Raw genomic sequence first — 23,731 nt, forward strand, 5'->3', positions numbered from 1 at the left:
GCCTGCCTATGGGTAATTATTAATTATTATTAAAAAATGATAAAGACGAATTGGCAACAAAGCTTAGGTCAAATTGGCGCGTTTTATAATCATAATCTACAAACCCAATATGCCCACCATACAAAGTGTCAAGCAAAGTGACCTCTGCCGACACATCACCTGCCGTCGCCGTCAAGCCCAAAAACGGATCATCTTTGGCAGTGATAATCAGCGTCGGATGCGCCACATCAATCAAATAAGGCAGTGCCGACGCCTGACGGTAGTAGTCGTTCTTTGAGCGGTAGCCGTGTCGTGGTGCGGTAAAAGCTTCATCAAAGTCGCCCATACGCTTGGCACGCTTGAGCAGCTCAATTTCATCGGCACTTAGGCGATTATCCAGTGCTTTTTTGACGATGGGGTTGAGTAGATATGGCGTATAGATGTGCCGCCCAAGCAATCGCTCCATCGCCACCGATGCTGATGCCAGATCCACCGGTGCCGAGACGACGACTGCCTTTTGGCACAGTGCTGATGTGCCGTATTCGCCCATGTACTTGGCTAGGGCATTACCGCCCAGCGATACACCGATGGCATAGATAGTGGCAAATTTATTGGATAGATATTCTAAATAATGATGCACTTCTTTGGTGTCGCCAGCGTTATAAAACACATCGCCTGACACCGCCACGCCACCACATGAGCGAAAATGCACTACCACAAAATGATAGCCCTGCGCCTGCACTGCCTGTGCTAGCGTGCGTGCATAGTGGCTTTGGCTTGAGCCTTCCATACCATGAAACAGTACCACGAGTGGCGTGTGATATTTACCATCATCACTGATGGTTTCGTCGGTCAAAAGATAATCAAACGCCACATCACTTTGATTGAGCGAATCTTTGATTAGGGTGCGTGTGTAATTTGGCTCAAATTTGACCAAAAATTTTGGCAAAATCGTCTGTAGGTGCGGATTTTTTAGCCATAATGGTGGGTGAAACTGTATCGGCATGGGTATCTCTGAATCAGTGGGAAATTGTGCGGTTGGTTGTTGATGGTGGCGATGGGGTGATTTTTCTAGGGCAGAGTGGTTTGTTTGGCTAAATTTTATACAGCATCACGCACGCCTAGCCTTGCACTTCAAAGACCACCACCAAATCGCCTGCACCATCGCTACTTGGCAAGCCCCGACCGCTTAGGCGAACACTGGTCGGATAGTGCGCATGGGCAGGCACACCAAGCTGTAGCGATAGTGGCGGTGGCAAGACCACCTGCGCCCCTGTATCGATGTCGCGACGGCTCAAGGCGACCGTATAATAGACATCCAGCCCACGCACGATGACATTGGGCTCGCTGATGGCAATCTGCACCGTCACCGTATCAGCACCACGGGTCAGATGAATGGTATCGCCTGTGGTCAGCCCCTTAGGTAGCGCCGTCTGCCATGTCTGATGATTCACCGTGAAAGTTACTTCACCGCCATGATAGGCCAGCTGTAGGCTAATCTGACAAATAGGTAGCTCGCTTGTATGACTCATCTGCTGCCACAGTCGCTTGGCGTGCTTGATGGCTTGCCCTGCGATACGCCCTGCACCGCTTGCGATATTATCTTGTACAGATGTGGGCACTTTGGATTTGACGACTTTGCCAAGCTTATCGGCTTGCTGTTTGGCAAATGCACCCACCGTATCTGCTACCTGCTGTTTTTTGGCAAGTAGCCACTGCCTATTGCGATACTCAAGCCATCGCTCATCATAGCGTTGTCGCATATCAGCATCTTTGAGCGTGGCATAAGCGGTGTTCAACAAGCGCGCCATCTGCGCATCGCCATCCGCCGCGCGGTCAGGGTGATGATGAGCGATTTGTGTGCGATAGGCGTGCTTGATGGTGGCGATATCGGCAGTCATCGCAATGCCAAGTAGTTGATAATAATCAATAAAATCGCCAGAAGATTTGCTCATTGTGTTGCCAGTTTAAAAAGAAGAAATCAAAATCACACCACTATACCGCCATGCCATCATGCCAATTCACTCTCAAGCGTCTCAAGCTCATCCTTCGCCATCAAAAGCGCTTCTTCTGCCGTCTCAATCTCATCTTTAAGCTTACTTTGTTCGTTCAGTTTTTCTAATAATTTAGCCTTATTGGCATCATCATACAGACCGCTGTCAGACAGATCATTTTCGATGACATCAAGTCTGCTACCTAGCATCTCAAGTTCGCTTTCCAGCTTGGCAATCTGCTTACGCAGGGGTGCGGTCTGCTCACGGATTTGGGCATTTTTTTTGCGTCGCTCTTCTTTACTCAGCCCATCATTGGCAGGGGTCTGTGCTTGTGGTGTGACGCACTCGGGTTTAGCGACTTCTTTTTGTTCTTTGTGGGCAAGCTGTCGCTCTTGGCGAGCTTTTTTGAGATGTTCGGCATAGTCGCTCATATCACCGACAAACTCAGTGCAGCGACCATCTGCCACAAGCCACAGCTCATCACACACCGACAAGATCAAATCACGATCATGCGACACCAAAATCAATGCGCCCGCAAAGTCTTGCAGTGCAAGCATCAGTGCATTTCGCATCTGCAAATCCAGATGGTTGGTCGGCTCATCGAGCACCAAGACATTGGGTCGTTGCCACACCAATAATGCCAGCATCAACCGTGCTCGCTCACCGCCCGAGAACAGTCGGCTGACCGTATCAATCCGCTCACCCCGAAAATCAAAACTGCCCAAAAACGCCCGCAAATCCGCATCCGATGTCTGCCCTGCAATGCGTCTTAGCATCACCATCGGCGTGGCATCATCATCTAGGCTGTCCATCTGATGCTGATTAAAATAGCCCAGCTTCAATGTCTCTGACACCTTATGCACACCGCTAATCAGTGGCAACTCACCGACTAATGCTTTGATCAATGTGGATTTGCCAGCACCATTTGCCCCAAGGATACCCATGCGGACACTTGGGGTGATTTGTAAGTTCACCTTAGAAATCATCGGCACGCCATCATAGCCGATGGTCGCATTATCTAGGCTGATCAGCGGGGATGCCATGTGCGATGGCTCATAAAACTTAAAACTAAACGCACTGTCCGCCATCACAGGACTCAGCTCTGTCATACGATCAAGCTGTTTGATACGGCTTTGGGCTTGCTTAGCCTTGGTCGCTTTGGCACGAAAACGGCGAATGTAGTCTTCTAGGTGTGCGCGCACGGCTTGTTGTTTTTCGTAGGCTTGTTGTTCTTGGGCAAGTCTTTCGGCGCGCGTACGGACAAATTGGCTATAATTGCCTGTATATAAAGTGATTTTGCCCTGCTCAATGTGCAAAATATGCCCGCAAATCGCATCCAAAAATGCCTGGTCATGACTGATCAACAAAACAAGCCCATCGAACTTTTGTAGCCATTCTTCAAGCCACAAAATCACATCCAAATCCAAGTGGTTGGTCGGCTCGTCAAGCAGTAGCACATCAGCGCGGTGCATCAAGGTGCGAGCAAGGTTTAGACGCATCCGCCAGCCTCCTGAGAACATCGCCACCGCCTTGGTATGCTCAGCTTCGCCAAAACCAAGCCCTGATAAAATCATCGCCGCCTTAGCACGGGTGCGATAGCCATCAATCTCTTCAAAACGCTGATAAATCGGCGCAATCTCGTCGGCAGACAGCGTATCTTGGCGGCTGATTTTGTCATTGAGCTGCCACCATTCGGCATCGCCAGACAGTACATAGTCGATGGCAAGCATATCGGTGGCGTGAATCTCTTGTGCCATATGAGCGATCTGCCATGACGACGGCATCGACACTTGCCCAAGGTCGGTGGCATATTCACCCAAGATGGTGGCAAACAAGGTGGATTTGCCCGTGCCATTATTGCCTGTCAGACCGATTTTTTGCCCTTTGTGTAATTGTAAATTGACATCGCTAAATAGCAGTCGCCCTTCTCGGCGCACCGCCACATCTTTAAATTCAATCATGCTGTGTATCTACTGGTAAATAATGGCTTATTTTAGCACATTTGCCTTATAAACAAAACCGCCATCACTGATAAATTTATCCTGTGCCCCTTGCAAAAGCCCATTACCGTCCCTATACTAAGCCCATCTTTCACTTAACTTTTTATAAGGAAAACAAGATGGCTCGTCTAACCGTCAACACCCTAGAAACCGCTCCAGAACAAGCCAAAGAGCGCATGGAAATGGTACAAAAAGCCAATGGCTTTATCCCAAATCTGATTGGCGTACTTGCTAATTCACCACAAGCGCTTGAAATGTATCAAGAAGTGGGCAAAATCAACAGCCGTAGCAGCCTAACGCCTGAAGAAATCGAAGTGGTACAAATCACTGCAGCCGCGCACAACGGCTGTGATTTCTGCGTAGCAGGTCATACCAAAATCGGTACACTTAAATTAAAAATGCCTGAAAATGTGCTAAACGCCCTGCGTGCTCGCACCACCATCGAAGACAACGCCAAATATCAAGCCTTGGCACAGTTCACCATGCAGCTGATTGATAAGCGTGGTAAAGTGTCTGATGAAGAACTAGCAGCGGTCAAAGCAGCAGGTTATAGTGAGCAAAACATCCTAGATGTGGTGCTTGGCGTGGCACTAGCGACCCTGTGCAACTATGCCAACAATGTCGCCCAAAACGACATCAACCCAGAATTGCAGGCGTATGCGCCATAAGTTGGGATAATCCATCAGTGATGGCTGATGGCGATGAATGCCAAAAAACACCCCAAAGGTTGTCTAACTTTTGGGGTGCGGTTCAAGTCCAAGGTGTTTTTTAATAATCATATTTTATGCGATGCCACACAACAAAGCTGTCTTTGCTGAAGCGTCGCCTATCAAATACCCAATTTTTGGTCATATTTTCGCTCAAACCTCAAAAAATCCTCCAATCGTTTTGCTTCATCCACTTCATCGTGTGCAATCAGCAGATATTTCCACGGTTTACCGCCGTGCTGCACAGCATAGTCTGTTGCCTGTTTACACCAAGCAGTTGCAGCTTCGGCTTTGGCTTGCACTTCGGCGTTTTGCATATCGGTACGGGCTTTGGTTTCTATCATCAAGATATCATTTTGTGTTTCCGCCACAAAATCAGGTTGGTATTCTGCTTGTTCATTTCCCTGTTTATAATAAATTTGAAACTGCCCCAAAGCTGGTTTAAACCATTTTTGTGCATCACGTTCCAAAATTACTGCAAAACGACGCTCAGTATCGGAATCAAATTTTTGTAATGGATACAGACATTTTTGAAATCCACTAAATAGCATTTGTTTAATACGGCTTTTATCCGTCACTGTATCACGAACCAAACGTACTGGTTCATTTGCCGATGCGGTGTAATGGCAGGGTTTAAGTGCCGTAAAACCACGACTAACATTTACTTCATAATGTGTGGCTTTTTCCCAGAAATGTACCATCATTTGCGCATGGATTTCCCGCGCAATCAGGCGGCGGTTTTTATCCAATACATCCAGCGCTTCGGTTTCGGAAAGATAACTGCGCAAATGCCGCACCATCTGCCCGGCCAGGTCATACAAAAGCTCGACTTGGGTGAAGTAGTCAATATCGTCAAAATCAATCAGCGCGTGCACGATATAGTCTTCAGGACGTTTTTCAACCAAACCAAGCTCGGCAGACAAACTGCTTTGTTCATCGGTATGCAGGTTGTGAATCAGAATCTCGCGTGCCCCTGGTTGTAAATGTAGATTGCTCACATCCAAGCTAAATGGATAAAATCCTGTACTAATCTCTCCACTTGGTATTACAGTAATCCTTGGAATATCAATAGTTTGACTCACTAACACTTGTGTTGTCTTGGCAACAATCGCGGCAACATCAGGTAATTCATCTACGAATAATTCATCTTGCATACCTTGCAATTGTTGTTTCACTTCTTCGGTGATTTTTTGTCTGAATATCTGCTTGTAATAAGGCTTGCGAAGTTGGTACTTGTTGTGGGCGGGCTTCGTATCGAGCAGCAGCTTCCATCACCTTACGGGCAATTTGCTTTTCCGCCTCACTGGTAAATATCGGCTGATACACTTCTGCGTTATGCGCAACATCGTTTTCAGACGGCCTATCCGACAGGCCCAAACGGCTTTCTATGTCACTGGATACGGTAACGCTCACTTTTTGTTCATCCGTTCCCGCCGGCTCCAAAATCACCTGTTTCAAACGCAGCACCGAATCGCCTTTATTGGCTTCATCAATGATTTCTTGAAAGCGGTCGTGCGCCACGATATTAAGTCTATCCACTACTTCCACGCCAGTGCGTTTACCATAAGGCAAACGCAAACCACGACCGATACTTTGTTCAATTAAGGTACGTGCATTAGCGGCACGCAGCGGCACAATGGTATAAAGATTGGTAACGTCCCAGCCTTCTTTAAGCATATTGACGTGAATCACGATTTCGGTCGGCTCGTCCACGCTTTCCATCGCCAACAGCCGCGCAATCATCTCTTCCTCGTCTTTACCTGATTTACTCGAATCCACCTGAATCACCTTGCCTGCATACCGTCCACCATAAAAGGCTTCGGATTCCAACAATGCCAAAAGCTGCGCCGCATGCGTGGTATCGCGGGCAATCACCAGCATAAAGGGTTTCACCACCGCCACGCCGTTTTCCCGCGCAAAGGTTAAAAGCTCCACCTTGGTGCTTTCATGTAGGCGTACACCGTCTTCCAGCTTGATTTTTTCAATCTCTTCTGGTGTATGGTTTTTGGTGTTGAAATTACGCTGCGTAACCACCGCTGGCATTTTTACAAAACCATCTTCCATCGCCCGCGCCAAAGGGTAATCCATCACCACGTTTTTAAACGGAATCGGCGCTCTAGTGGATTCTACAAACGGCGTAGCGGTCAGCTCCAGCCCAAAAAGCGGATTCAAGTCATTAATCGCCCGCATCCCCGCCTGTGCGCGGTAACGGTGTGATTCGTCCATCAGCAGCACCAAATCGGGCAAATTCGCCAGATAGTTGAAATAACTATCGCCCAATACTTCACGCATCCGCTTGATACGCGGCTCTTTTCCGCCGCGCACTTCGGAATTGATTTTGGAAATATTGAAAATATTGATCCGCACCTCGGTAAAGAAATCCGCCATGCCGATGCTTTGCTGCTCGTAGTTATCACCAGTAATCACACGTGGCGGATTGATAGCAAATTCGCCAATGCCCTTGAACACATATTTCGGCGTATTGGGCGAAAAATCTCCGATCAGCTTGTTATAAATCGTCAGGTTCGGCGCCAGCACAAAGAAATTGTTGATGCCATATGCCAAATGCAGATAGGCGATAAACGCCCCCATTAAGCGGGTTTTACCTACCCCCGTTGCCAAGGCAAAACACAGCGACGGAAAATCTCGTTCAAACTCCTGCAAGGTCGGAAATTCGGCTTTTAGCGTTTCAAGCACCGCCGCGACATCGCGCTCATGTTTCAGCATTTGGGGCGCGGCATCCAGCGCTTGTTTCAATTTCGCCAGACTTTCTGCCTGCGGCGCACGCAATGACAAGCGCCCGTTAATATGGTTTTGAATTCTTGTGGTCATTTTTATCTCTTGTCTTTATTTGAACTATCCGGAAATTCCAGAAACTTGCCCGTCTTCATCCTGCCAATCAGACAATTCGCTTTCCAGCTGTTCCACTGTTGGCAAATTAGTTACCAACGGTTCCGGCAAGGCTCGTACCAATTCATATTCGGCAATGCCTATCGGCTTATCGATACCAGACAAAGCATATTCCGCCACCAAACGGTTTTGCGTTTTGCACAACAACAAACCAATGGTGGGGTGGTCATCAGGGGCTTTAACTTGTGCATCGACCGCCGCCAAATAAAAATTCAACTGCCCTGCATGCTCTGGCTTAAATGCCGTGGCTTTTAATTCCACCACCACATAGCATTTCAAACGCGTGTGGTAGAACAGCAAATCAATAAAAAACTCATCGCCGTTGACTTCCAAACGATATTGCCGCCCCACAAAAGCAAAACCACTGCCCAATTCCAACAAAAAACGGGTAATATGCTGTACCAATGCCTGCTCAATATCGCGCTCATGCGCTTCCTCCCCCAAACCCAAAAAATCAAACAAATAAGGGTCTTTTAGGGTTTCTTGTGCCAAAGCAGAAGTTGGCGCAGGTAAGCGGGCGGTAAAATTGGTAACCGCCTGCCCTTGCCGTTCATGCAAGCGGTTTTTGATATGGATTTCCAAAGTGGCGCGAGACCAACTTTCCGCCAAGGCTTTTTGCACATAAAACAAACGGGCTTCGGCATTTTTTACCCGATTAAGCAATAATACATTATGCCCCCACGGTAATTGTCCAACAGCTTGTTGGACAATTTGTTCATCAGTCCAAGCCTCGGCAAAAGCGCGCATATACAGCAAGTTCGCGCGCGAAAACCCCTTCATTTCTGGAAATGCTTCACGCAAATCACGCCCCAAACGGTCAATCACTTTGCTGCCCCAGCCTTGTGCCGCTTGTCGCTCCAAAATATCCCGCCCGATATGCCAATACAGGGAAATCAGCTCGGCATTGGCCGCCAAAACCGCTTTTTGCCGCGCCGCCAGCACCCGCCCTTTGATTTCAGTAAGCCATTGCCCGTAATCGGCGGGCAACAACGGAGTTTCTTTACTCATCACCCGCTTCCCCCGCAAACAAATCCTCCTGATTTTCGACCGCACTTTTGCCTTTTGCAGTTTTGGCGCGGTTTTCAGGCAGCCTTTTAGACGGCATTGGTTCAGGCTCCGCCATCGGCAGGTTGGCAACGTTCAAACTGTAATCGTCATGCCCCCATTCGCAGCGTGCCAGCACCATTTTGGGGATTTTTTTCAAAGAAAGATTAGCGAAACGCTCCGCTGCCTGCGCTGCCGTGATACCGCGCCAAGCGGCACAACACACCAACAGGCTTTGATTTTCGCCCACTTCGTCCGACAGCGCCTGTAACTGCTCGGCAGACAAAGTTTGTGTCGTTACATAAATAAAATCGCGCTCGCTGGAAAAACCATGCTGCCACCACAAGGTTTCAGATGGTTTGTAAGTAAAGCCCTCCAGCTTGGCCAATGCCTCAGCTAACATCTCTGGATTATACTCAGGGTTAATAATCGGATTGCCCCACGCATCGTTCACAATCAAGGTCGGCGCCAAACGGTAATAACGGAAACCGCCGCCGCCCTGCCAGTTCACCGCCTTGGAAATCCCGCCCTGATCCGTGCCGTCAATCACCTTTTGCAGACGCGGAATAATATGCGTATGGCAATGCTCGCCCAACTCCACCATAATCCAGCGCCGCCCCATTTTATGGGCAACCGCGCCTGTGGTGCCACTGCCAGCGAAAGAGTCTAGGACAAGATCGCCGGTGTTGGTGGCTAGATGGATAATGCGTTGTAAGAGTTTTTCGGGTTTTGGGGTATCGAACACATCTTTTGAGTTAAATTGCTTAACTTCTTTTTTGGCGTCTTGATTGTGTCCAACTTCTTCATACAACCAAATTGTCAGGCTTGTCGTTCCTTCTTTAACTTCTGTGAGAAATTTTTTCAATGATGGGACATTATTACCTGTTTTCCCAAACCAAATACGATTATCAGCAACCAGTTCATTAAAACGTTCTTTTGAAGTAACCCAACATCTACTTTCAGGCGGATTAACTACACGCCCCGTTGGTGTAGTAATCGGATAATCATTTGCCGCAGAATATGTTTTTACTGAAAAATCAGTTGATTTCCAAACACCACGCGGATCATTATCAGGATTTTTATAACGTGCTTCCGCCTCGTCTGTGCGTTGCAAAAGGTTAGGCCTCCAAATATCCTTATTTTTAGCGTAAACTAAAATATGATCATGATTGTCAGACAGCCATTTCGCATCATTTTGTGGCGAATACTTTTTTTGCCAAATCGCATTGGAAATAAAATTCCCTCGCCCAAACACCTCATCACACAACACTTTTAAATAATGCGCTTCATTGTCATCAATGGTAATCCACAGCGAACCGTCATCTGCCAGCAAGCGCTTGATGATCTCCAAACGGTCGCGCATCAGCCCCAGCCAAATCGAATGCTCCAGCCCGTCATCATAATGTGCAAACGCACTGCCAGTGTTATACGGCGGATCGATAAACACACACTTCACCTTACCCGCAAACTCTTGTTCCAATGCCTTAAGAGCTAGCAAGTTATCGCCAAAAAATCAACCGATTATCAAAAATCGCTTGCTCCGAACGGGTTGGCGCATGATACGATTTTTCCGTATCCTCCAACAAAATCCGCGCTTCAAGCTTCGGGCGCTTGTCCTTGCCTATCCAAGTGAGTTCTAGTTTTTGTTTAGTCATTTTTGCTCTCTACAAATAAATCTGGTTGCTTTTGTTTTTTCTTAGATGATTTTTCATTACTTTCTAGAACTTTTGATTCTTGATTACGCTCTTTAATAATTTTTTCATATTCGCTTTTTATCAAGATTCTAACTTTTTCCAATATATCACTTTCAAGATTTTTCTTAACAGTAGCTGTCGTATTGGTTTCATTTTTAATACCAATAATTTCAAAAGTAAGTTCAGAATTTCTATCAAAATCTTTTTTTCTTGACGAGGAACTAAAGAAAAATGCTACTTTTACTTGACCTGTATTGGTGCCAAACTCATACTTATAAGTTAAGATCATATTATCAATGAAGTAGTACTGGTAGTATTTTTCATCAGAGATCAAAAATATACTATGCAACCGATCACCATCAATGGTCATATGCCTTACTGTCTGATTCATCCATGACACCTGCGGGTCATCAGGTAATGGTATTGTTGAAGCTTCTCTGCTAATAACCATTTCATTTACATTATCCAAGGTTAAAAATGCTCCCTGACCTACTGTTAGTCTTTTAAAAAATCTTACTCTCTCTATTTCCTCAAAAGCACTAAAAATAATTTTTGATTCAATATCACTTTGAACAACCCCAGAATTTTTCAACTCTTTCGCAATAGCAGTACTAATTCTTTGGTTTATAGTTTCAGTTTCTTTTGATGTGTGAGTAGATAAAAATTCTATTTTAAGATCAATACCTTTCTTTTGTACTAAAACCTCTCCTTCAAAAGAAATCTCTCGCTTTAAAAAATCTTTACTGAAATCTTTTCTTTTTATTTCATACTTAATTCTTACAATATTATTTTTATCAAATATTGGATTTGGTCTTTTGGTTACCTCAATATTTGGTATATCTTCAAAAGGATTAAATTTTGAAGAAAATAAATTTTTAAGTGGTTCATTTAAATCAACGTCTGCCCCTACCAATTCCAAACTAGATATTTTATTCTTAGGCTTAGAACTTCTTGAAATCGAGTTATCAATTATTTTGGCATATTCATCCGATGTTAGAAGCATTGCTGTAAGTAGCGGCACAGAAATGATCTTATCACTATTTCCACAAAAGACCCCCTTCTCCTTTAATGTAGAGTTTATATCACCATCAGAAATATGATGACTATTCAGGAGAATTCGAAGCTCCTCTCCTGAAGGTATCAATCCTTTTAAGTCAATTTGCTTGCTCATACTTACCCCTGAAATAAATTTAAAATTGATTCATTATAAGAGAACACTTGAATTTTCTCACTTCTTTCTTTAAAAGAAAAATTCACCTGTTTAACAATAATATCATCTTGTGTTGGATTGTAATCAGGAAACCCAACATAAATCTCATTCACTAATCCTGCCGAAAAATTTAACGCATAAGCAATCATATTCTTACAAGTCAACTCATCAAAACCTTCCCGACTATATAGGTAGAATTTATTTTTACCATCAACATCAACAACAGCAGTAATAATATCCGATGATATTAGTTCAATAGGCAGGAATTTTCCCTTCCTATCCGAATCAACCAAAATATATGTTCCAATTTTAGGGTAATAAAATTGATAATTTCCGTTTGATTTATTTGACAAATCATTTATAACTTTTAAAAGAAAGCTCGCTCTGCCACTATCTATGACATAATAAGGCGTATCCCCATCTAAATTTAGCCTAGACTTAGCGATAGTTGGTAAAATATTTCTATCAAGACTATCTTTATCATTATGTAACCAAACCAAAACTCCAATGTGCTTTACATTAACCTTAGCCCCAAATGCATTAAGAAAGGAATTTATTTCTGGATTATATTTTGCACATTGAATAAGCTCCTTAAGCTCTTCAATGTGCTCTTTAAACTCTTTACTAATGGCTGTTGCTGTTTTAGGATATCCTTTGCTCTTATTTTTGACAGAAATATGAACAACCACTGTAGTTTCGTCATGAAATGGATTGTTATATATATAAACAATATCATCCCCATGGCTTTTCTTTTGGTTGCCTGAAGCGTTTATATGACTACTATTATTACAACTAATAGAAATATTGTGAATTTGATGTTGCCAACCAATCTTTTCCAACAAAGCTGATGCAAGTTTTTCACCAATCTCTCCAGATTTTTTAGAATTTTCACCTGACATCTTTACACTCCTTCTTTCTTAATATCAATAATAGCTCTTAAACCAAATTCAGTATCTTGCACATCAATAGATGATATTTTCAAATCTGGTTCTGTCACTACAATGTTTACGCCTTTAGATATGCTTGTTTTAGATATCACTTGCTTAACTTGCTTTGATAATTTTTGTGCTTCAACCGAAAAATCAGCATCAACTACTAAACCACTTTTAACACCTATCCCATCCACTATAGAATCAAAGTTATTTTTTTCAATAAATGGGCTAGATATTTCTCTCAACTTGTTAATAGATAAAATATCTTCATTAGCCAATGCTTCAGAAAAATTTAAATGTTCTTGTGGTAAACTTATCTTATTTGCTATAGCCTTAGTAACAGAACCTAAAATTTGCACATATTTTTTTGTTGTATTTTTAGGAATAGCTTTTATAAAACTATCAAGCCAATATTTTGTTTTCTTTCCAAGATTATCCACAATAAACACCGTATTATCAACCGATAAAACCACCGCTCCTTTTTGAATAGAATCAACAGAAATGCCTTTTTTTTCAACGATATTAATTGCATGGTGATTATTTTTGATATCTAAATAACTATTTTTAGCTTCAATTTTAAACAACCCAATTGCTTGAATTTCTAAATCATTTATCCTTATTCCATCATACAATATTTCAATAAACTCCCCCCCACCAATATTGGGATGGGTTGAAGATATATATAAATGCTTCGCTACAGCTACTGAAGCGGCAACAAATTCATTTTCATCTTTAAATACTAACGATGAATAATGTTTAATCAGATTCAAATTAATATCAGACTCATGATTTAATAAGTATTCATTTTCACTATTTACAACTGGGGCTAAAAAGAATTTAAGCAAAAGATCATCTAGAGTTGCATCATGCTCTGATTCCGCATCAGATAACATCACCCCCTCATCTCTAAACTTATTCCCCACATGATGTACTATTACTTTTTTTACTTTCGCTGCACCTAAATCTAACAAGGTATTCATCAATTCATCTCCCACTCAATAAAAAACAATTCTTCTTCATCCACCTCTTGTTTCAACTGCTCTTCCAGCTCTTCAATCAACCAGTTGCGTTGGTTTTCAATTTCATCTTGTTTGTCAAACAGTTCGCGCCGCTGTTTGCTGCGTTTGTTTTCCAGTTCGCGCTGTTTTTTCTGCCAAGCAAGCTTTTCTTCCAGCGTGGCGGCGGTGGCAGCGGTGCGGCGGGCTTCTTTGATTTCGCGGTCGGTTTCTTTGATGTCTTGCTCCAAGCCGTGCTTGAGGTCGTCCATCCAGTCGTCGAGTTTTTGTACTTCCTGCTCAAAGTAGCCCAGATTGCGATTGATGGCGTCGTTTTGCAGTTGTTGGCGGCGGCGGTCGATATCGGCGGATAAGGCCGTCTGAATGTTTGTTTGTGCGCTTGCACCAAGCACACGGGCGGGCAGTTTCAAGAGTTTTTCGGGGTCGTCGGCTGCCAAGGCTTCGCCGCTGTCGGTAACGGCGGCGATCAGCAGATGCTGTTCGGTGTCGTTTAATGCACTGATACTGATGAGTTTGGCGGCAAGCTGCCCGCTTTGACTGCGATAGGCTTCCAGCGTGCTGATGCGACTGCCGTGTGCCTGATAGTCAAATTGCAGGCGCACGCTTGGGCAGGCGCGGTTTTTGGCTTGAGTGATGATGGCTTGCGCCAAGGGGTGGCCCATGCGGTAAAGATGGGCTTCACCGCTTTTGCGCGGCAGCTCGTAACGCCCTAACGCAACGGTGCCTAGGCTGCCTGAAAGGTTTTCAGGCAGCCTGTTGAGCGTAAACCCTTCTGCATCAAAATCGGCGTGTTCTGCCAATTCGCTTTGGGTTAAATCCAGCAGGATGCGTTCGTATTTTTTGAGTACATCACGGCTTTCTTGGTCACGGATGCGCAGTTTGTCGCGCACTTCTTCGTCGAAATTTTCCAGCAGGGTTTGGCGGGCTTTAACCATGTTTTGGTTGATTTCATCCGATAGTTCACGTTGTAGCTCATTGAAAGCTACTTTAATGTCTTCGGGCAGACGGCAATGTCGGTAAATATCGGCAATGCGCCGCTCAATGTCCACACCCGATCCAATGGCGCCCAATACTTCGTCGCTGGCGCCGAATACGCCGTTAAAGAGTTGGAATTTTTGCTCCAAGAGTTCATACACGCGGGCATCGGCTTCGTTGCTTTCATCGACAAAATTGACTACCACCACATCGTGCTTTTGCCCGTAACGATGACAACGACCGATACGCTGTTCGATGCGTTGCGGATTCCACGGCAAATCGTAGTTGATGATGAGCGAGCAAAATTGCAGGTTGATGCCTTCTGCGCCCGCTTCGGTGGCAATCATAATCGTGCCTTGCTCTTTGAAATATTCCACCAGTGCGGCGCGGGTGTCAGCGGTTTTGGAGCCGGTGATTTTGTCGCTGCCTTCGTGGCGTTTGAGCCAGTTTTTATAGATTTTTTGCGCTTTTTCATCGCTGTTGCTGCCGTTGAACAAAACGATGCCTTCGCCGTTTTCGCCTGCGTAAGGCGTTTCAGACAGGCATTGCAGCAGATAATCTTGCGTGCGCTTGGATTCGGTAAAGATAATGGCTTTTTGTGCGGCACCCAAGCGGGAGAGTTCGGCAAAGGCACGCTCAAGTGCGGTTAATAAGGCACGGCTTTTGGCGTCTTCGCGGATATTTTCGGCGAGGTGTTTGAAGTGTTTGAGTTCTTCGATTTCATCGGCAATGGCTTGGTATTGGTCTTTGCTCAGGATATTCGGCTCGGTTTCTTCTTCCCATTCTTCGGCGGTTTCATCGAGACTTTCATAGTCTTCATCGAGAATTTCCACCAAATCTTGTGGCTTAGATTTGTCCAACACGCCTTGCAAGCGCTTGCTCATGGTATCCAAGGCACCTGCAATGGCACGGCTGCTGGAAGCAAGCAATTTCCACAACACCAAAGAAATCAGCTGTCGCTGACCTTCGGGCATGGCTTGCAGATTTGGACGGCGCAGATAGTCGGCAACCAGTGAAGAGAAGGCTTGCTCCTGATCGGATGGCGTGAATCTTTGCACGATGGCAAGGCGTTGGGTATAAGGAACATAAGCCTGAACCTGCCGGCGCAAGGTGCGTTTGCACACGGGATTTAAGCGCTGGCGCAGGCTTGCCAAGGTTTGCTCGGTGGCTCTGGTGCCGAATTGGCTGCGGAAGCTCTCCAAATCACCGAAAATACGCCCATCTATCATGCTGACCAAGCCGTAAAGTTCAAGCAGGGAATTTTGCAAAGGTGTAGCTGTGAGCAGGACTTTACTGGAAACATCTGCCAGTGCTTCTTGCAAGGCTTTGCCGATGACATTGCCTTTTTTGTACACATTACGCAGGCGGTGTGCTTCGTCCATCACCACCAAATCCCAGCCGATTGCCTTGATGTCTTGTGCCTTGGCTTTGGCAAATTGGTAGGAACAGATAATCGGCATATTTTGGCGAAAAGGGTTGCCGCCTTCTTTTTTGGCGGCATTATAGCTTTTGGCTTCCAAAATCATGCCTTGCAGACCGAATTTTTCCTGCAATTCTTGATGCCACTGTTTGCGCAGATTGGCGGGGGTGATAATCAGAATATGGCGCTTGCGCTCTGCCCAGCGCTGCAAAATCACCAAGCCTGCCTCAATGGTTTTGCCCAAACCAACTTCATCCGCCAAAATCACGCCCTTCGACAAAGGATTCTGACAGGCAAACAAAGCGACATCAACCTGATGCGGATTCAAATCCACTTGCGAATCAACCAAAGTGCTTGCCAGCGAATCCATGCTGCCGCTTTGTGCCTGACGGGTGAGCAGCCAGGCATAATATTTTGATTGATGAGGCGTTAAAAATATTTGTTTCATTGCTTATCAATAAATTGGTTTGCAGATGGTGCTATCATAAACATTCAGACATAGAAAAGCAACCACGCTTCGCACCCTGACGAACGAGCAATTCAATAGTCGAATTAAGGCTTATGTGTATTACCATCCAGATAATGCACTCATAAATACCTATTCTTAGTCAAAAACAGAATAAGAAATCTATTGACGGTTTGATTTATAATAATCGTTTTATTTTTTGTTTATGGATATTCAATGGATTATCCGCAAATGTTGGGTTTGTTATGAAACACTTGAGCACCTATTTTGCTGACACCATCTCACCAAATGCCATCGGCAGTATCGATGTTTGGCAGCATGATGAATTTTTGACAAACATCGGCGAAACCGCACGCCAATCGCTTGACCCCATCGCCATTGACAAGGGCTATTATCCGACGGCTGAGATGGCACAGCTGGCACGCCTTGGGGCGTTTTCGGCGCATCTGTCTAGCCAAGGAAGCCGCTTTGGTGATGCCATTCTTGCCACTGCCAAGATTGGGGAAGTCTGCGGTACGACAGGCTTTTTGTCATGGTGCCATCAAGTGTGCGGTCTGTATCTTGACCAATCAGAGAATGCCGCTTTAAAGGCGAATATCCTACCAAGCCATATCGTGGGCGACAGCTTTGGCGGTACGGCATTGTCCAATCCAATGAAAACCTTTGCCAATATCGAATCGATGATTTTGCGAGCGACCAAAGTCGATGGCGGTTATGTAGTGTCAGGTACACTGCCATGGATTAGCCACATTGCGCCGAACCAATACTGCGGTGCCATCGCTCGTGTGGACGGTGAGAATAAAGATGTATTTTTCTTACTTAAATTTGATGAAGCGCGCCGTGGACAATGGCAACTGAACGCCTGCCCGACCTTTAGCGGTATGGAAGGCTCAAGCACTTGGCAAATAAATCTTAATCAATACTTTGTGCCGACAGAGACCATCATCGCCGACCCTGCCAAAGCCTTTATTGAGCGTATTCGTGGGGCGTTTGTGCTGATGCAGCTGGGCATCGGTGCTGGCATCATCCAAGGTGCGATCAATGACATCATCGCCGCCGAACCTGCCCTAGGTCATGTCAATCAATACCTAGAAGACCAAGCAGGCGATTTACAAAACAGCCTTGATAAGCTTGTGGCGCAGACTTTAAGCCTTGCTACCACGCCATTTGACAGCAGCAAAGCCTTTTTCTTAGATGTGCTAGACACGCGCATCCAAGGGGCACAATTATCACTCAAAGCCACGCAAGCTGCCCTACTGCACCAAGGCGCAAAAGGCTATCTGATGACCGCCGCGCCACAGCGTCGCATCCGTGAAGCGCATTTTGTGGCAATCGTCACGCCTGCCATCAAACACTTGCGCAGTCTGTCACAGCAGCTGCTGACCGATGTGTCGCCTGCCTAAACGATGACAAGGGGAGATTCATGAGCGAAATTCTAGCAAGCGTCAATATGGACAAAGACGGCAATCCAACCGATGGACGCGGTGCATGGCGACAGTATCTGTGCCGCGCTTGTGGTTGGATTTATGATGAAAAAACAGGCGATCCTGATGGTGGACTGCCTGCTGGCACACGCTTTGAAGACATTCCTGATGACTGGATGTGTCCACTGTGTGGCGTGACCAAGCGCGACTTTGAGCCTTTTGTGCAGCGCGAAACTTTCGCGGTCGCCGCCAAGCCATGCTCGGACAATGGCGTGATCGTCATCGGTGGTGGCACGGCAGCATGGACGGTGATCGAGACTTTGCGTAAGCTTGATGACTGCTTGCCGATCACACTCATCACAGCCGACAGTGGCGATCGCTATATGAAGCCACAGCTGTCGATCGCCATCAGCCAAAACAAAACCCCTGATGTGCTGATCACCAAAAAAGCAAGCGACCTTGCCAAAACGCTCAACATCCACCTAGTCGCCCACACCTTTGCCACAGGCATCGACAGTGATGCACAAATCGTGCGCACCACGCGGGGTAACTTTAGCTATCGCCACTTGGTCATCGCACAAGGCGCGACACCGTTTCTGCCGCCAAGCCTGCCTGCTGATAAGGTCTGGCGCATCAATCACATCGATATGTTTGCCGATTTGCAAGCCAAATTATCCGCCAAGCCCAATCAGCACATCGCCATCGTCGGCGCTGGCATGATCGGGGCTGAGCTTGCCGAAGACATCGCCAAAGCCGGTCATCGCGTCACTTTGCTGTGCCGTGATGCACTGCCTTTGGCAGAAATCCTGCCGCGACAGGCAGGCGAAAAAGTCCGCGATGCACTCACAGGCATCGGCATCGATTATCGCGGTGGCATCACACTTCAAGGCGTTGAAAAAATCGATCACGGCTATACGCTTATGCTCAATGATGGCACCATCAGTGCCGATGAAGTGGTGGCGTGCACAGGTCTTGTGCTGGATGATCGCTTGGCGCGCATGGCGAACATCGAACACACACCGCACGGCATCGTGGTCAATGAGCGCACGCTACAGACTTCTAACCCGCACATCTTCGCTATCGGCGACTGTATTGTGATTGATGGCAAGCCTTGCCGCTTCGTCGCCCCACTGCGCGAACAAGCCGCCGCTATTTGCCATGAGATTTTGTCACTGCCGCACACAGGCTATCAGCACAAACCGCCTTTGGTGCGCCTAAAGACCAAGTCCATCATTGTCTCAGTCACAGGTACGATTGACAAAAATCAAGCATGGCAAGTAGCAGAAGAAACGGACGCCTTATTTATCCTAACCCAAGAGACAAACGGGCAAGTGACGGCGAAAATCGAGCTAAAACGCTAAGCAGCTGACACAAGCCTATGGTTATGCCAATTTGGCACAGTCACTTTGCCAAAAAAGCTGACTACAATAACAGCCACAACCACAATTAAACATCCAAACAAGAAAACCATCGTCTGATCAAGGCTGGTTTTCTTTTATAAATTAAAAAATTCTAAGATTATGCCAAATATTTTTCGCCCTTTTGATGATAAGCCGCTGAGCCTTGGCTGCACTTGCGGCAAGCATGTCAGCCAAGCTGAGTGCGACAGCCATCTGCAGCTTGATGATCGCTTTGCCAATGTCCAAGCAGACAGCCGCATCGAGCATACCAATACCGATTTGATCGAAGCGACACTGGTCAAGGCGATTTTGCCACATGAGCCGACACGCCGCGCGTTTTTAAAATCGGTCGGCAAAGGCACCGCACTTGCCGCCATTGCCAGCATTTTGCCGATTGCAAGCCTGCAAGAAGCCGCCGCCTTAGATGTGCTTAAGCCTGAGAAAAAAAGCGTCGATATCGGTTTTTTGCCGATTCTATGCTCAACGCCACTCATCATGGCTGACCCCTTAGGTTATTATGAAGAGCAAGGCGTCAAGGCAAATCTACACAAGCGCGCAGGCTGGGCACTGGTGCGTGATCAGATGATGAACCGTGAGCTTGATGCGACGCATTTTCTTGCTCCGATGCCACTTGCGATCAGCTTAGGTCTTGGTTCTGCCAAGCAGGACATGAAAGTCGCCGCCATTCAAAACACCAATGGTCAAGCCTTGGTCATGGCACTTAAGCACGCCAACAATCGCGATCCGAAAAACTGGAAAGGCTTTACTTTTGCCATTCCATTTGAGCATTCGATTCACAACTACTTGCTGCGCTATTTCCTTGCCGAGCATGGGCTTGATCCTGATAAAGATGTCAAACTGCGCCTGACCACGCCGCCTGATATGATTGCCAATCTCAAAGCAGGCAACATCGATGGTTTCTTTGGTCCTGAGCCGTTCAACCAACGCGCCGTGTGGGATAAGGCAGGCTATATTCACACCCTAAGCCGCGATATTTGGTTGGGGCATCCGTGCTGCTCGTTCGGCACTTCCCAAAGCTTTATCAATGATAATCCGCAAACTTTCCTAGCCATGTACCGCGCCATCATCAAAGCCAATGTCATGGCGAACGAACCAAGCATTCGTAAGGATTTATCAAAACTGCTTGCCCCTGCCAATTATCTGAACCAACCTGAGCTGGTGCTGCGCCAGTCAATCATGGGACGCTTTGCCGATGGCGTGGGCAATGTGCAGGATTTCCCTGATCGCATGGGCTTTGATGTCATGCCGTGGCAGTCGGTGGCGGTGTGGATGCTCACGCAGATGAAACGCTGGGGCTATCTGACCGAAAATATCAATTATCAAGACATCGCCAACCAAGTCTTTATGCTTACCGATGCCAAAAAACAAATGCAAGAAATGGGCTACACCGTCAAAGAAAACGAACCGAAAATCACCGTGATGGGCAAAGACTTTGACGCAAGCCGTCCTGATGAGTACATCAATTCCTTTGCCATCGGTCAAAAGGTGAGCGCATGAAACTGACAACCAAAACCAAAGGCTATCTATTATCCCTGCTCATCGTGCTTGCGACGCTTGGCGTCTGGCAATGGGCGACCTTGCCACAAAAGGTCTATGCACCGACCGACCCGCTCAAGCTTGAGTACAGCGTACTGATGGGTGATATTCCTGAATTTACCGAGCCTGGCGCATTGGTCGCAAGCCAAAAGAGCGAATTTCCTACGCCGAGCGACTTTGGGCAAACAGCCGCCAAACATCTGTCTAATCCCTTTTATGATAACGGCCTAAACGATAAGGGTATCGGCATTCAGCTTGGGTACTCTATCGGGCGAGTGCTGTTAGGCTTTTTGCTTGCGATGATGGTGGCGATTCCGCTTGGCTATGCCATCGGTATGTCGCCGATTTTGGGGGCTGCTGCCACACCGTTTGTACAGATTTTAAAGCCGATTTCACCGCTTGCATGGATGCCAATTGCCCTTTATACCATCAAGGATTCTAATGCATCGAGCATTTTTGTGATTTTTATTTGTTCTATTTGGCCGATGCTGACCAACACCGCCTTTGGCGTGGCATCTGTGCGCCGCGAATGGCGTAATGTCGCCAAGACGCTTGAGTTATCACCGCTACAGACCGCCACCAAAATCGTCATTCCTGCCGCTGCCCCGACCATCGTCACAGGGATGCGCATCTCGATGGGCATTGCGTGGCTTGTGATCGTCGCAGCTGAGATGCTTGTGGGCGGTACGGGCATTGGCTATTTTGTGTGGAATCAGTGGAATAATTTATCGCTTGCCAATGTCATCTTTGCGGTGCTGTTGATCGGTCTTGTCGGCATGGTGCTTGATATGCTGTTTGGCGTGCTACAAAAGAAGGTGAGCTATGTTGAATAACCCTTTAATCACGGTCGAAAACTTAACCAAACGCTACGGCGATGGTGACAATGTCTTTGAAAATGTCAATTTTAACATCGTCAAAAATGAGTTCATCTGTCTGATCGGACATTCAGGCTGTGGCAAATCCACCATCCTAAATGCCCTAGCAGGTCTTGAAAATGCCACATCGGGCAGTATCACCATGAATGGCAAAGAAGTGGTGAAACCAAGCCTTGAGCGCGGTGTGGTCTTTCAAAGCCATGCCCTACTGCCGTGGCTGACGGTCGGCGAGAACATCAGCTTTGCCCTAAAAGCCAAAACGCCAACGCTATCAGCAAGCGAATTAAACAGCAAAATTGATTTTTATCTTGAGATGGTCGGACTTGGCAGGGTCAAAGACAAAAAACCAAGCGAGCTGTCAGGCGGTATGAAGCAGCGTGTCGGCATCGCACGCGCCTTTGCCACGCAGCCTGAGCTGCTACTGATGGACGAGCCGTTTGGGGCGCTTGATGCCTTGACGCGCGGCGTGATTCAAGATGAGCTGGTGAACATCGTCGATGACACGCACCAGACGGTATTTATGATCACCCATGACATCGATGAAGCGATTTTGCTTGCCGATCGGATTTTTTTGATGAGCAATGGCCCGCGTGCGTTTTTGGCAGAAATTGTCGAGAACACCATTCCAAAGCCGCGCCATCGTGATAACATCCACCACCATCCACATTATTATAAGATTCGCAATCACTTGCTTGATTTTCTGGTGCATCGCAGCAAGGCACTGCAGCAGCAAAGCGAGCGACCTGCCGAGCCTGTAGTGGTGAATTTCAATCACACCGCGTGGGATGGACTGTGATGGCTATCTTTGCAAATTTGCAAATTGCAGTTGCCAAAATGTGACTTGTTCAAGTCATCCAAGCGGCGTAAACTGTGCATCACAATAACAACAACACATAATAATAACAATAACAAAACTCTCCTTAATACACTCCAACTGGCGAAGCTCATCCTTTCGCCATTTTTTTTCGTTTGTGGATTTTATTTGGTAAAAATTCAAATTGCCAACTTTGCATTTTTGCAAAATACTCTTGTTAATTCGAGTATTGTTTGCAATTTTAAATGGTTGTAAACTATCCATCAACAAGAACAAACGGGCATAAGACCCTAAGGATATGATCATGACAACACGACAATTCACCACGATTTACACCGCGCACAAACACATCGATGATGGCGATATTTTGCTTTGGCGCGCCTTACCATTGCAGGCTCGCAGCTCATTAGGCCCTTTCGTTTTCATCGATCACTACAGCCACAAAGGCTTGCGCGGTATCGGCGATCGCCCACACCCCCACGCAGGCATCGAAGTGATCAGCTACATCCTAGAAGGTGGCGTGGAGCATCGTGACAGTTTCGGTTTTCGCGACACCATCAATGCAGGCGACTCGCAGTACATCCGCGCAGGTCGTGGCATCATCCACGCCGAGCAGCCGACCAGTCCGCGTCATGGCTTGCAGCTGTGGACGAGCCTACCGCCTGATCAAAAATTCGCCGAACCAACTTACCAATCGATCCGCGCCGATAAGATCGCCACACTTGATAAAAACGGCGCCGATATCCGCATCATCGCAGGCACGGTCGATGGCATCGCAGGTCCGCTTAAGCCTGTCAGCGATACCGTCTTTGCCTATGTCAAGCTACCAACAGGCACAAGCGTGGATCTTGCCATCGATGCCGAAGAGCTTGGACTGTATGTCACCAAAGGTCGCCTGCCTTTGCCAAATGGCGACACGCTCGGCAGCGAAGGCTTGGCAATCTTCGGCGCAGGCGATCAGATCAGTGTGAGCGCTGGCGATGATGCGGTGGAGTTTGCCCTATTAGGCGGTGAACGCGCAGAAGGTCCGATTCTGTTCGACGGTCCGTTTGTGATGGACACACCAGAACGCCTACAGCAAGCCTATGATGATTATCACAGTGGCAAGATGGGCAAACTGGTCTGATACCGCACTTGGCAATCGGTCATCGCGGCAGTGCCGATTGCCAAGAACAGCCGCCAACTGCCCGTGAGTTACAATTTGGCAAGTTTGCAAATTTAGAACTTATATTTTCAAAATTGGCGGTTGTTCAAGCCTTTTAATCATAATAAAATACACGCAACGACAACAAATAAGGTCAGTGATCACAGGCA

19 protein-coding genes are annotated in these 23,731 nt (G+C 46.6%); 7 read left to right on the forward strand and 12 right to left on the reverse strand.

Features of this window, described 5'->3' with window-relative positions; genetic code table 11:
* Positions 1 to 19 precede the first annotated feature (19 nt).
* From NGM44_RS04995 to NGM44_RS05005, 3 genes are all read right to left on the reverse strand, one after another.
* A complete protein-coding gene (locus tag NGM44_RS04995) occupies positions 20 to 985 on the reverse strand; it encodes a YheT family hydrolase (RefSeq protein WP_253224494.1) in 966 nt (321 codons plus the stop codon).
* 115 nt (positions 986 to 1,100) lie between these two features.
* A complete protein-coding gene (locus NGM44_RS05000; protein ID WP_253224495.1) occupies positions 1,101 to 1,934 on the reverse strand; it encodes a DnaJ domain-containing protein in 834 nt (277 codons plus the stop codon).
* Between the two features lie 56 nt (positions 1,935 to 1,990).
* Positions 1,991 to 3,934, reverse strand: coding sequence for an ABC-F family ATP-binding cassette domain-containing protein (locus NGM44_RS05005; protein ID WP_253224496.1), 1,944 nt, complete (start codon positions 3,932 to 3,934; stop codon positions 1,991 to 1,993).
* 158 nt (positions 3,935 to 4,092) lie between these two features.
* Between NGM44_RS05005 and NGM44_RS05010 the strand changes: the two genes are divergently transcribed.
* Complete coding sequence (locus NGM44_RS05010; RefSeq protein WP_253224497.1) at positions 4,093 to 4,641, forward strand: carboxymuconolactone decarboxylase family protein; 549 nt, start codon at positions 4,093 to 4,095, stop codon at positions 4,639 to 4,641.
* 161 nt (positions 4,642 to 4,802) lie between these two features.
* On the opposite strand, the gene NGM44_RS05015 is transcribed toward NGM44_RS05010, so the two are convergent.
* The 9 genes from NGM44_RS05015 to NGM44_RS05050 are packed head-to-tail and all read right to left on the reverse strand — an operon-like array spanning position 4,803 to position 16,329.
* Positions 4,803 to 5,855 carry a hypothetical protein gene (locus NGM44_RS05015; protein WP_253224498.1) on the reverse strand — a complete coding sequence of 351 codons (1,053 nt, stop codon included), beginning with the start codon at positions 5,853 to 5,855 and terminating at the stop codon, positions 4,803 to 4,805.
* Positions 5,824 to 7,512 (reverse strand): DEAD/DEAH box helicase, encoded by a 1,689-nt coding sequence (locus NGM44_RS05020; RefSeq protein WP_253224499.1) that lies wholly within the window; start codon positions 7,510 to 7,512, stop codon positions 5,824 to 5,826. Before NGM44_RS05020 ends, NGM44_RS05015 begins: the two co-directional genes overlap by 32 nt.
* Positions 7,513 to 7,536: 24 nt before the next feature.
* A complete protein-coding gene (locus tag NGM44_RS05025) occupies positions 7,537 to 8,598 on the reverse strand; it encodes a YhcG family protein (protein WP_253224500.1) in 1,062 nt (353 codons plus the stop codon).
* Entirely contained in the window at positions 8,591 to 10,081 is a 1,491-nt protein-coding gene (locus tag NGM44_RS05030; protein ID WP_371923532.1) for a site-specific DNA-methyltransferase, read from the reverse strand. The genes NGM44_RS05025 and NGM44_RS05030 overlap by 8 nt, the downstream gene beginning before the upstream one ends.
* A 52-nt stretch (positions 10,082 to 10,133) precedes the next feature.
* The gene (locus NGM44_RS10895; RefSeq protein WP_371923533.1) at positions 10,134 to 10,289 is read right to left on the reverse strand and encodes a hypothetical protein; all 156 of its coding nucleotides are present in this window, start codon (positions 10,287 to 10,289) and stop codon (positions 10,134 to 10,136) included.
* A complete protein-coding gene (locus NGM44_RS05035; RefSeq protein ID WP_253224501.1) occupies positions 10,282 to 11,499 on the reverse strand; it encodes a hypothetical protein in 1,218 nt (405 codons plus the stop codon). Before NGM44_RS05035 ends, NGM44_RS10895 begins: the two co-directional genes overlap by 8 nt.
* A 2-nt stretch (positions 11,500 to 11,501) precedes the next feature.
* Positions 11,502 to 12,437, reverse strand: coding sequence for a hypothetical protein (locus tag NGM44_RS05040; protein WP_253224502.1), 936 nt, complete (start codon positions 12,435 to 12,437; stop codon positions 11,502 to 11,504).
* 2 nt (positions 12,438 to 12,439) lie between these two features.
* Positions 12,440 to 13,450, reverse strand: coding sequence for a nucleoid-associated protein (locus NGM44_RS05045; RefSeq protein WP_253224503.1), 1,011 nt, complete (start codon positions 13,448 to 13,450; stop codon positions 12,440 to 12,442).
* Positions 13,450 to 16,329, reverse strand: coding sequence for an SNF2-related protein (locus NGM44_RS05050; protein WP_253224504.1), 2,880 nt, complete (start codon positions 16,327 to 16,329; stop codon positions 13,450 to 13,452). Before NGM44_RS05050 ends, NGM44_RS05045 begins: the two co-directional genes overlap by 1 nt.
* Positions 16,330 to 16,592: 263 nt before the next feature.
* On the opposite strand from NGM44_RS05050, the gene NGM44_RS05055 reads away from it, so the two are divergent.
* The 6 genes from NGM44_RS05055 to NGM44_RS05085 all read left to right on the forward strand — a co-directional run bounded on the left by NGM44_RS05055 (position 16,593) and on the right by NGM44_RS05085 (position 23,543).
* Positions 16,593 to 17,750, forward strand: a complete 1,158-nt coding sequence (locus NGM44_RS05055) for an acyl-CoA dehydrogenase family protein (RefSeq protein WP_253224505.1) — start codon at positions 16,593 to 16,595, stop codon at positions 17,748 to 17,750.
* Between the two features lie 20 nt (positions 17,751 to 17,770).
* On the forward strand, positions 17,771 to 19,132 hold the full coding sequence (locus tag NGM44_RS05065) for an FAD-dependent oxidoreductase (RefSeq protein ID WP_305884158.1): 1,362 nt from the start codon (positions 17,771 to 17,773) through the stop codon (positions 19,130 to 19,132).
* A gap of 159 nt (positions 19,133 to 19,291) precedes the next feature.
* Positions 19,292 to 20,689, forward strand: coding sequence for a CmpA/NrtA family ABC transporter substrate-binding protein (locus tag NGM44_RS05070; RefSeq protein ID WP_253224506.1), 1,398 nt, complete (start codon positions 19,292 to 19,294; stop codon positions 20,687 to 20,689).
* Complete coding sequence (gene ntrB, locus NGM44_RS05075) at positions 20,686 to 21,561, forward strand: nitrate ABC transporter permease (protein ID WP_078254576.1); 876 nt, start codon at positions 20,686 to 20,688, stop codon at positions 21,559 to 21,561. The genes NGM44_RS05070 and ntrB overlap by 4 nt, the downstream gene beginning before the upstream one ends.
* Positions 21,551 to 22,399, forward strand: a complete 849-nt coding sequence (locus NGM44_RS05080; RefSeq protein ID WP_253224507.1) for an ABC transporter ATP-binding protein — start codon at positions 21,551 to 21,553, stop codon at positions 22,397 to 22,399. The genes ntrB and NGM44_RS05080 overlap by 11 nt, the downstream gene beginning before the upstream one ends.
* Before the next feature lie 322 nt (positions 22,400 to 22,721).
* Positions 22,722 to 23,543, forward strand: coding sequence for a pirin family protein (locus NGM44_RS05085; protein ID WP_253224508.1), 822 nt, complete (start codon positions 22,722 to 22,724; stop codon positions 23,541 to 23,543).
* Positions 23,544 to 23,731 lie beyond the last annotated feature (188 nt).

The organism is Moraxella sp. FZFQ2102 (genome assembly GCF_024137865.1).
Lineage (GTDB): Bacteria > Pseudomonadota > Gammaproteobacteria > Pseudomonadales > Moraxellaceae > Moraxella.

Coding starts and splice junctions, on each gene's coding strand:
- NGM44_RS04995 (WP_253224494.1), bottom strand. CDS start 985: ATGCCGATACAGTTTCACCCACCATTATGGCTAAAAAATCCGCACCTA.
- NGM44_RS05000 (WP_253224495.1), bottom strand. CDS start 1,934: ATGAGCAAATCTTCTGGCGATTTTATTGATTATTATCAACTACTTGGC.
- NGM44_RS05005 (WP_253224496.1), bottom strand. CDS start 3,934: ATGATTGAATTTAAAGATGTGGCGGTGCGCCGAGAAGGGCGACTGCTA.
- NGM44_RS05010 (WP_253224497.1), top strand. CDS start 4,093: ATGGCTCGTCTAACCGTCAACACCCTAGAAACCGCTCCAGAACAAGCC.
- NGM44_RS05020 (WP_253224499.1), bottom strand. CDS start 7,512: ATGACCACAAGAATTCAAAACCATATTAACGGGCGCTTGTCATTGCGT.
- NGM44_RS05025 (WP_253224500.1), bottom strand. CDS start 8,598: ATGAGTAAAGAAACTCCGTTGTTGCCCGCCGATTACGGGCAATGGCTT.
- NGM44_RS10895 (WP_371923533.1), bottom strand. CDS start 10,289: ATGACTAAACAAAAACTAGAACTCACTTGGATAGGCAAGGACAAGCGC.
- NGM44_RS05035 (WP_253224501.1), bottom strand. CDS start 11,499: ATGAGCAAGCAAATTGACTTAAAAGGATTGATACCTTCAGGAGAGGAG.
- NGM44_RS05040 (WP_253224502.1), bottom strand. CDS start 12,437: ATGTCAGGTGAAAATTCTAAAAAATCTGGAGAGATTGGTGAAAAACTT.
- NGM44_RS05045 (WP_253224503.1), bottom strand. CDS start 13,450: ATGAATACCTTGTTAGATTTAGGTGCAGCGAAAGTAAAAAAAGTAATA.
- NGM44_RS05050 (WP_253224504.1), bottom strand. CDS start 16,329: ATGAAACAAATATTTTTAACGCCTCATCAATCAAAATATTATGCCTGG.
- NGM44_RS05055 (WP_253224505.1), top strand. CDS start 16,593: ATGAAACACTTGAGCACCTATTTTGCTGACACCATCTCACCAAATGCC.
- NGM44_RS05065 (WP_305884158.1), top strand. CDS start 17,771: ATGAGCGAAATTCTAGCAAGCGTCAATATGGACAAAGACGGCAATCCA.
- NGM44_RS05070 (WP_253224506.1), top strand. CDS start 19,292: ATGCCAAATATTTTTCGCCCTTTTGATGATAAGCCGCTGAGCCTTGGC.
- ntrB (WP_078254576.1), top strand. CDS start 20,686: ATGAAACTGACAACCAAAACCAAAGGCTATCTATTATCCCTGCTCATC.
- NGM44_RS05080 (WP_253224507.1), top strand. CDS start 21,551: ATGTTGAATAACCCTTTAATCACGGTCGAAAACTTAACCAAACGCTAC.
- NGM44_RS05085 (WP_253224508.1), top strand. CDS start 22,722: ATGACAACACGACAATTCACCACGATTTACACCGCGCACAAACACATC.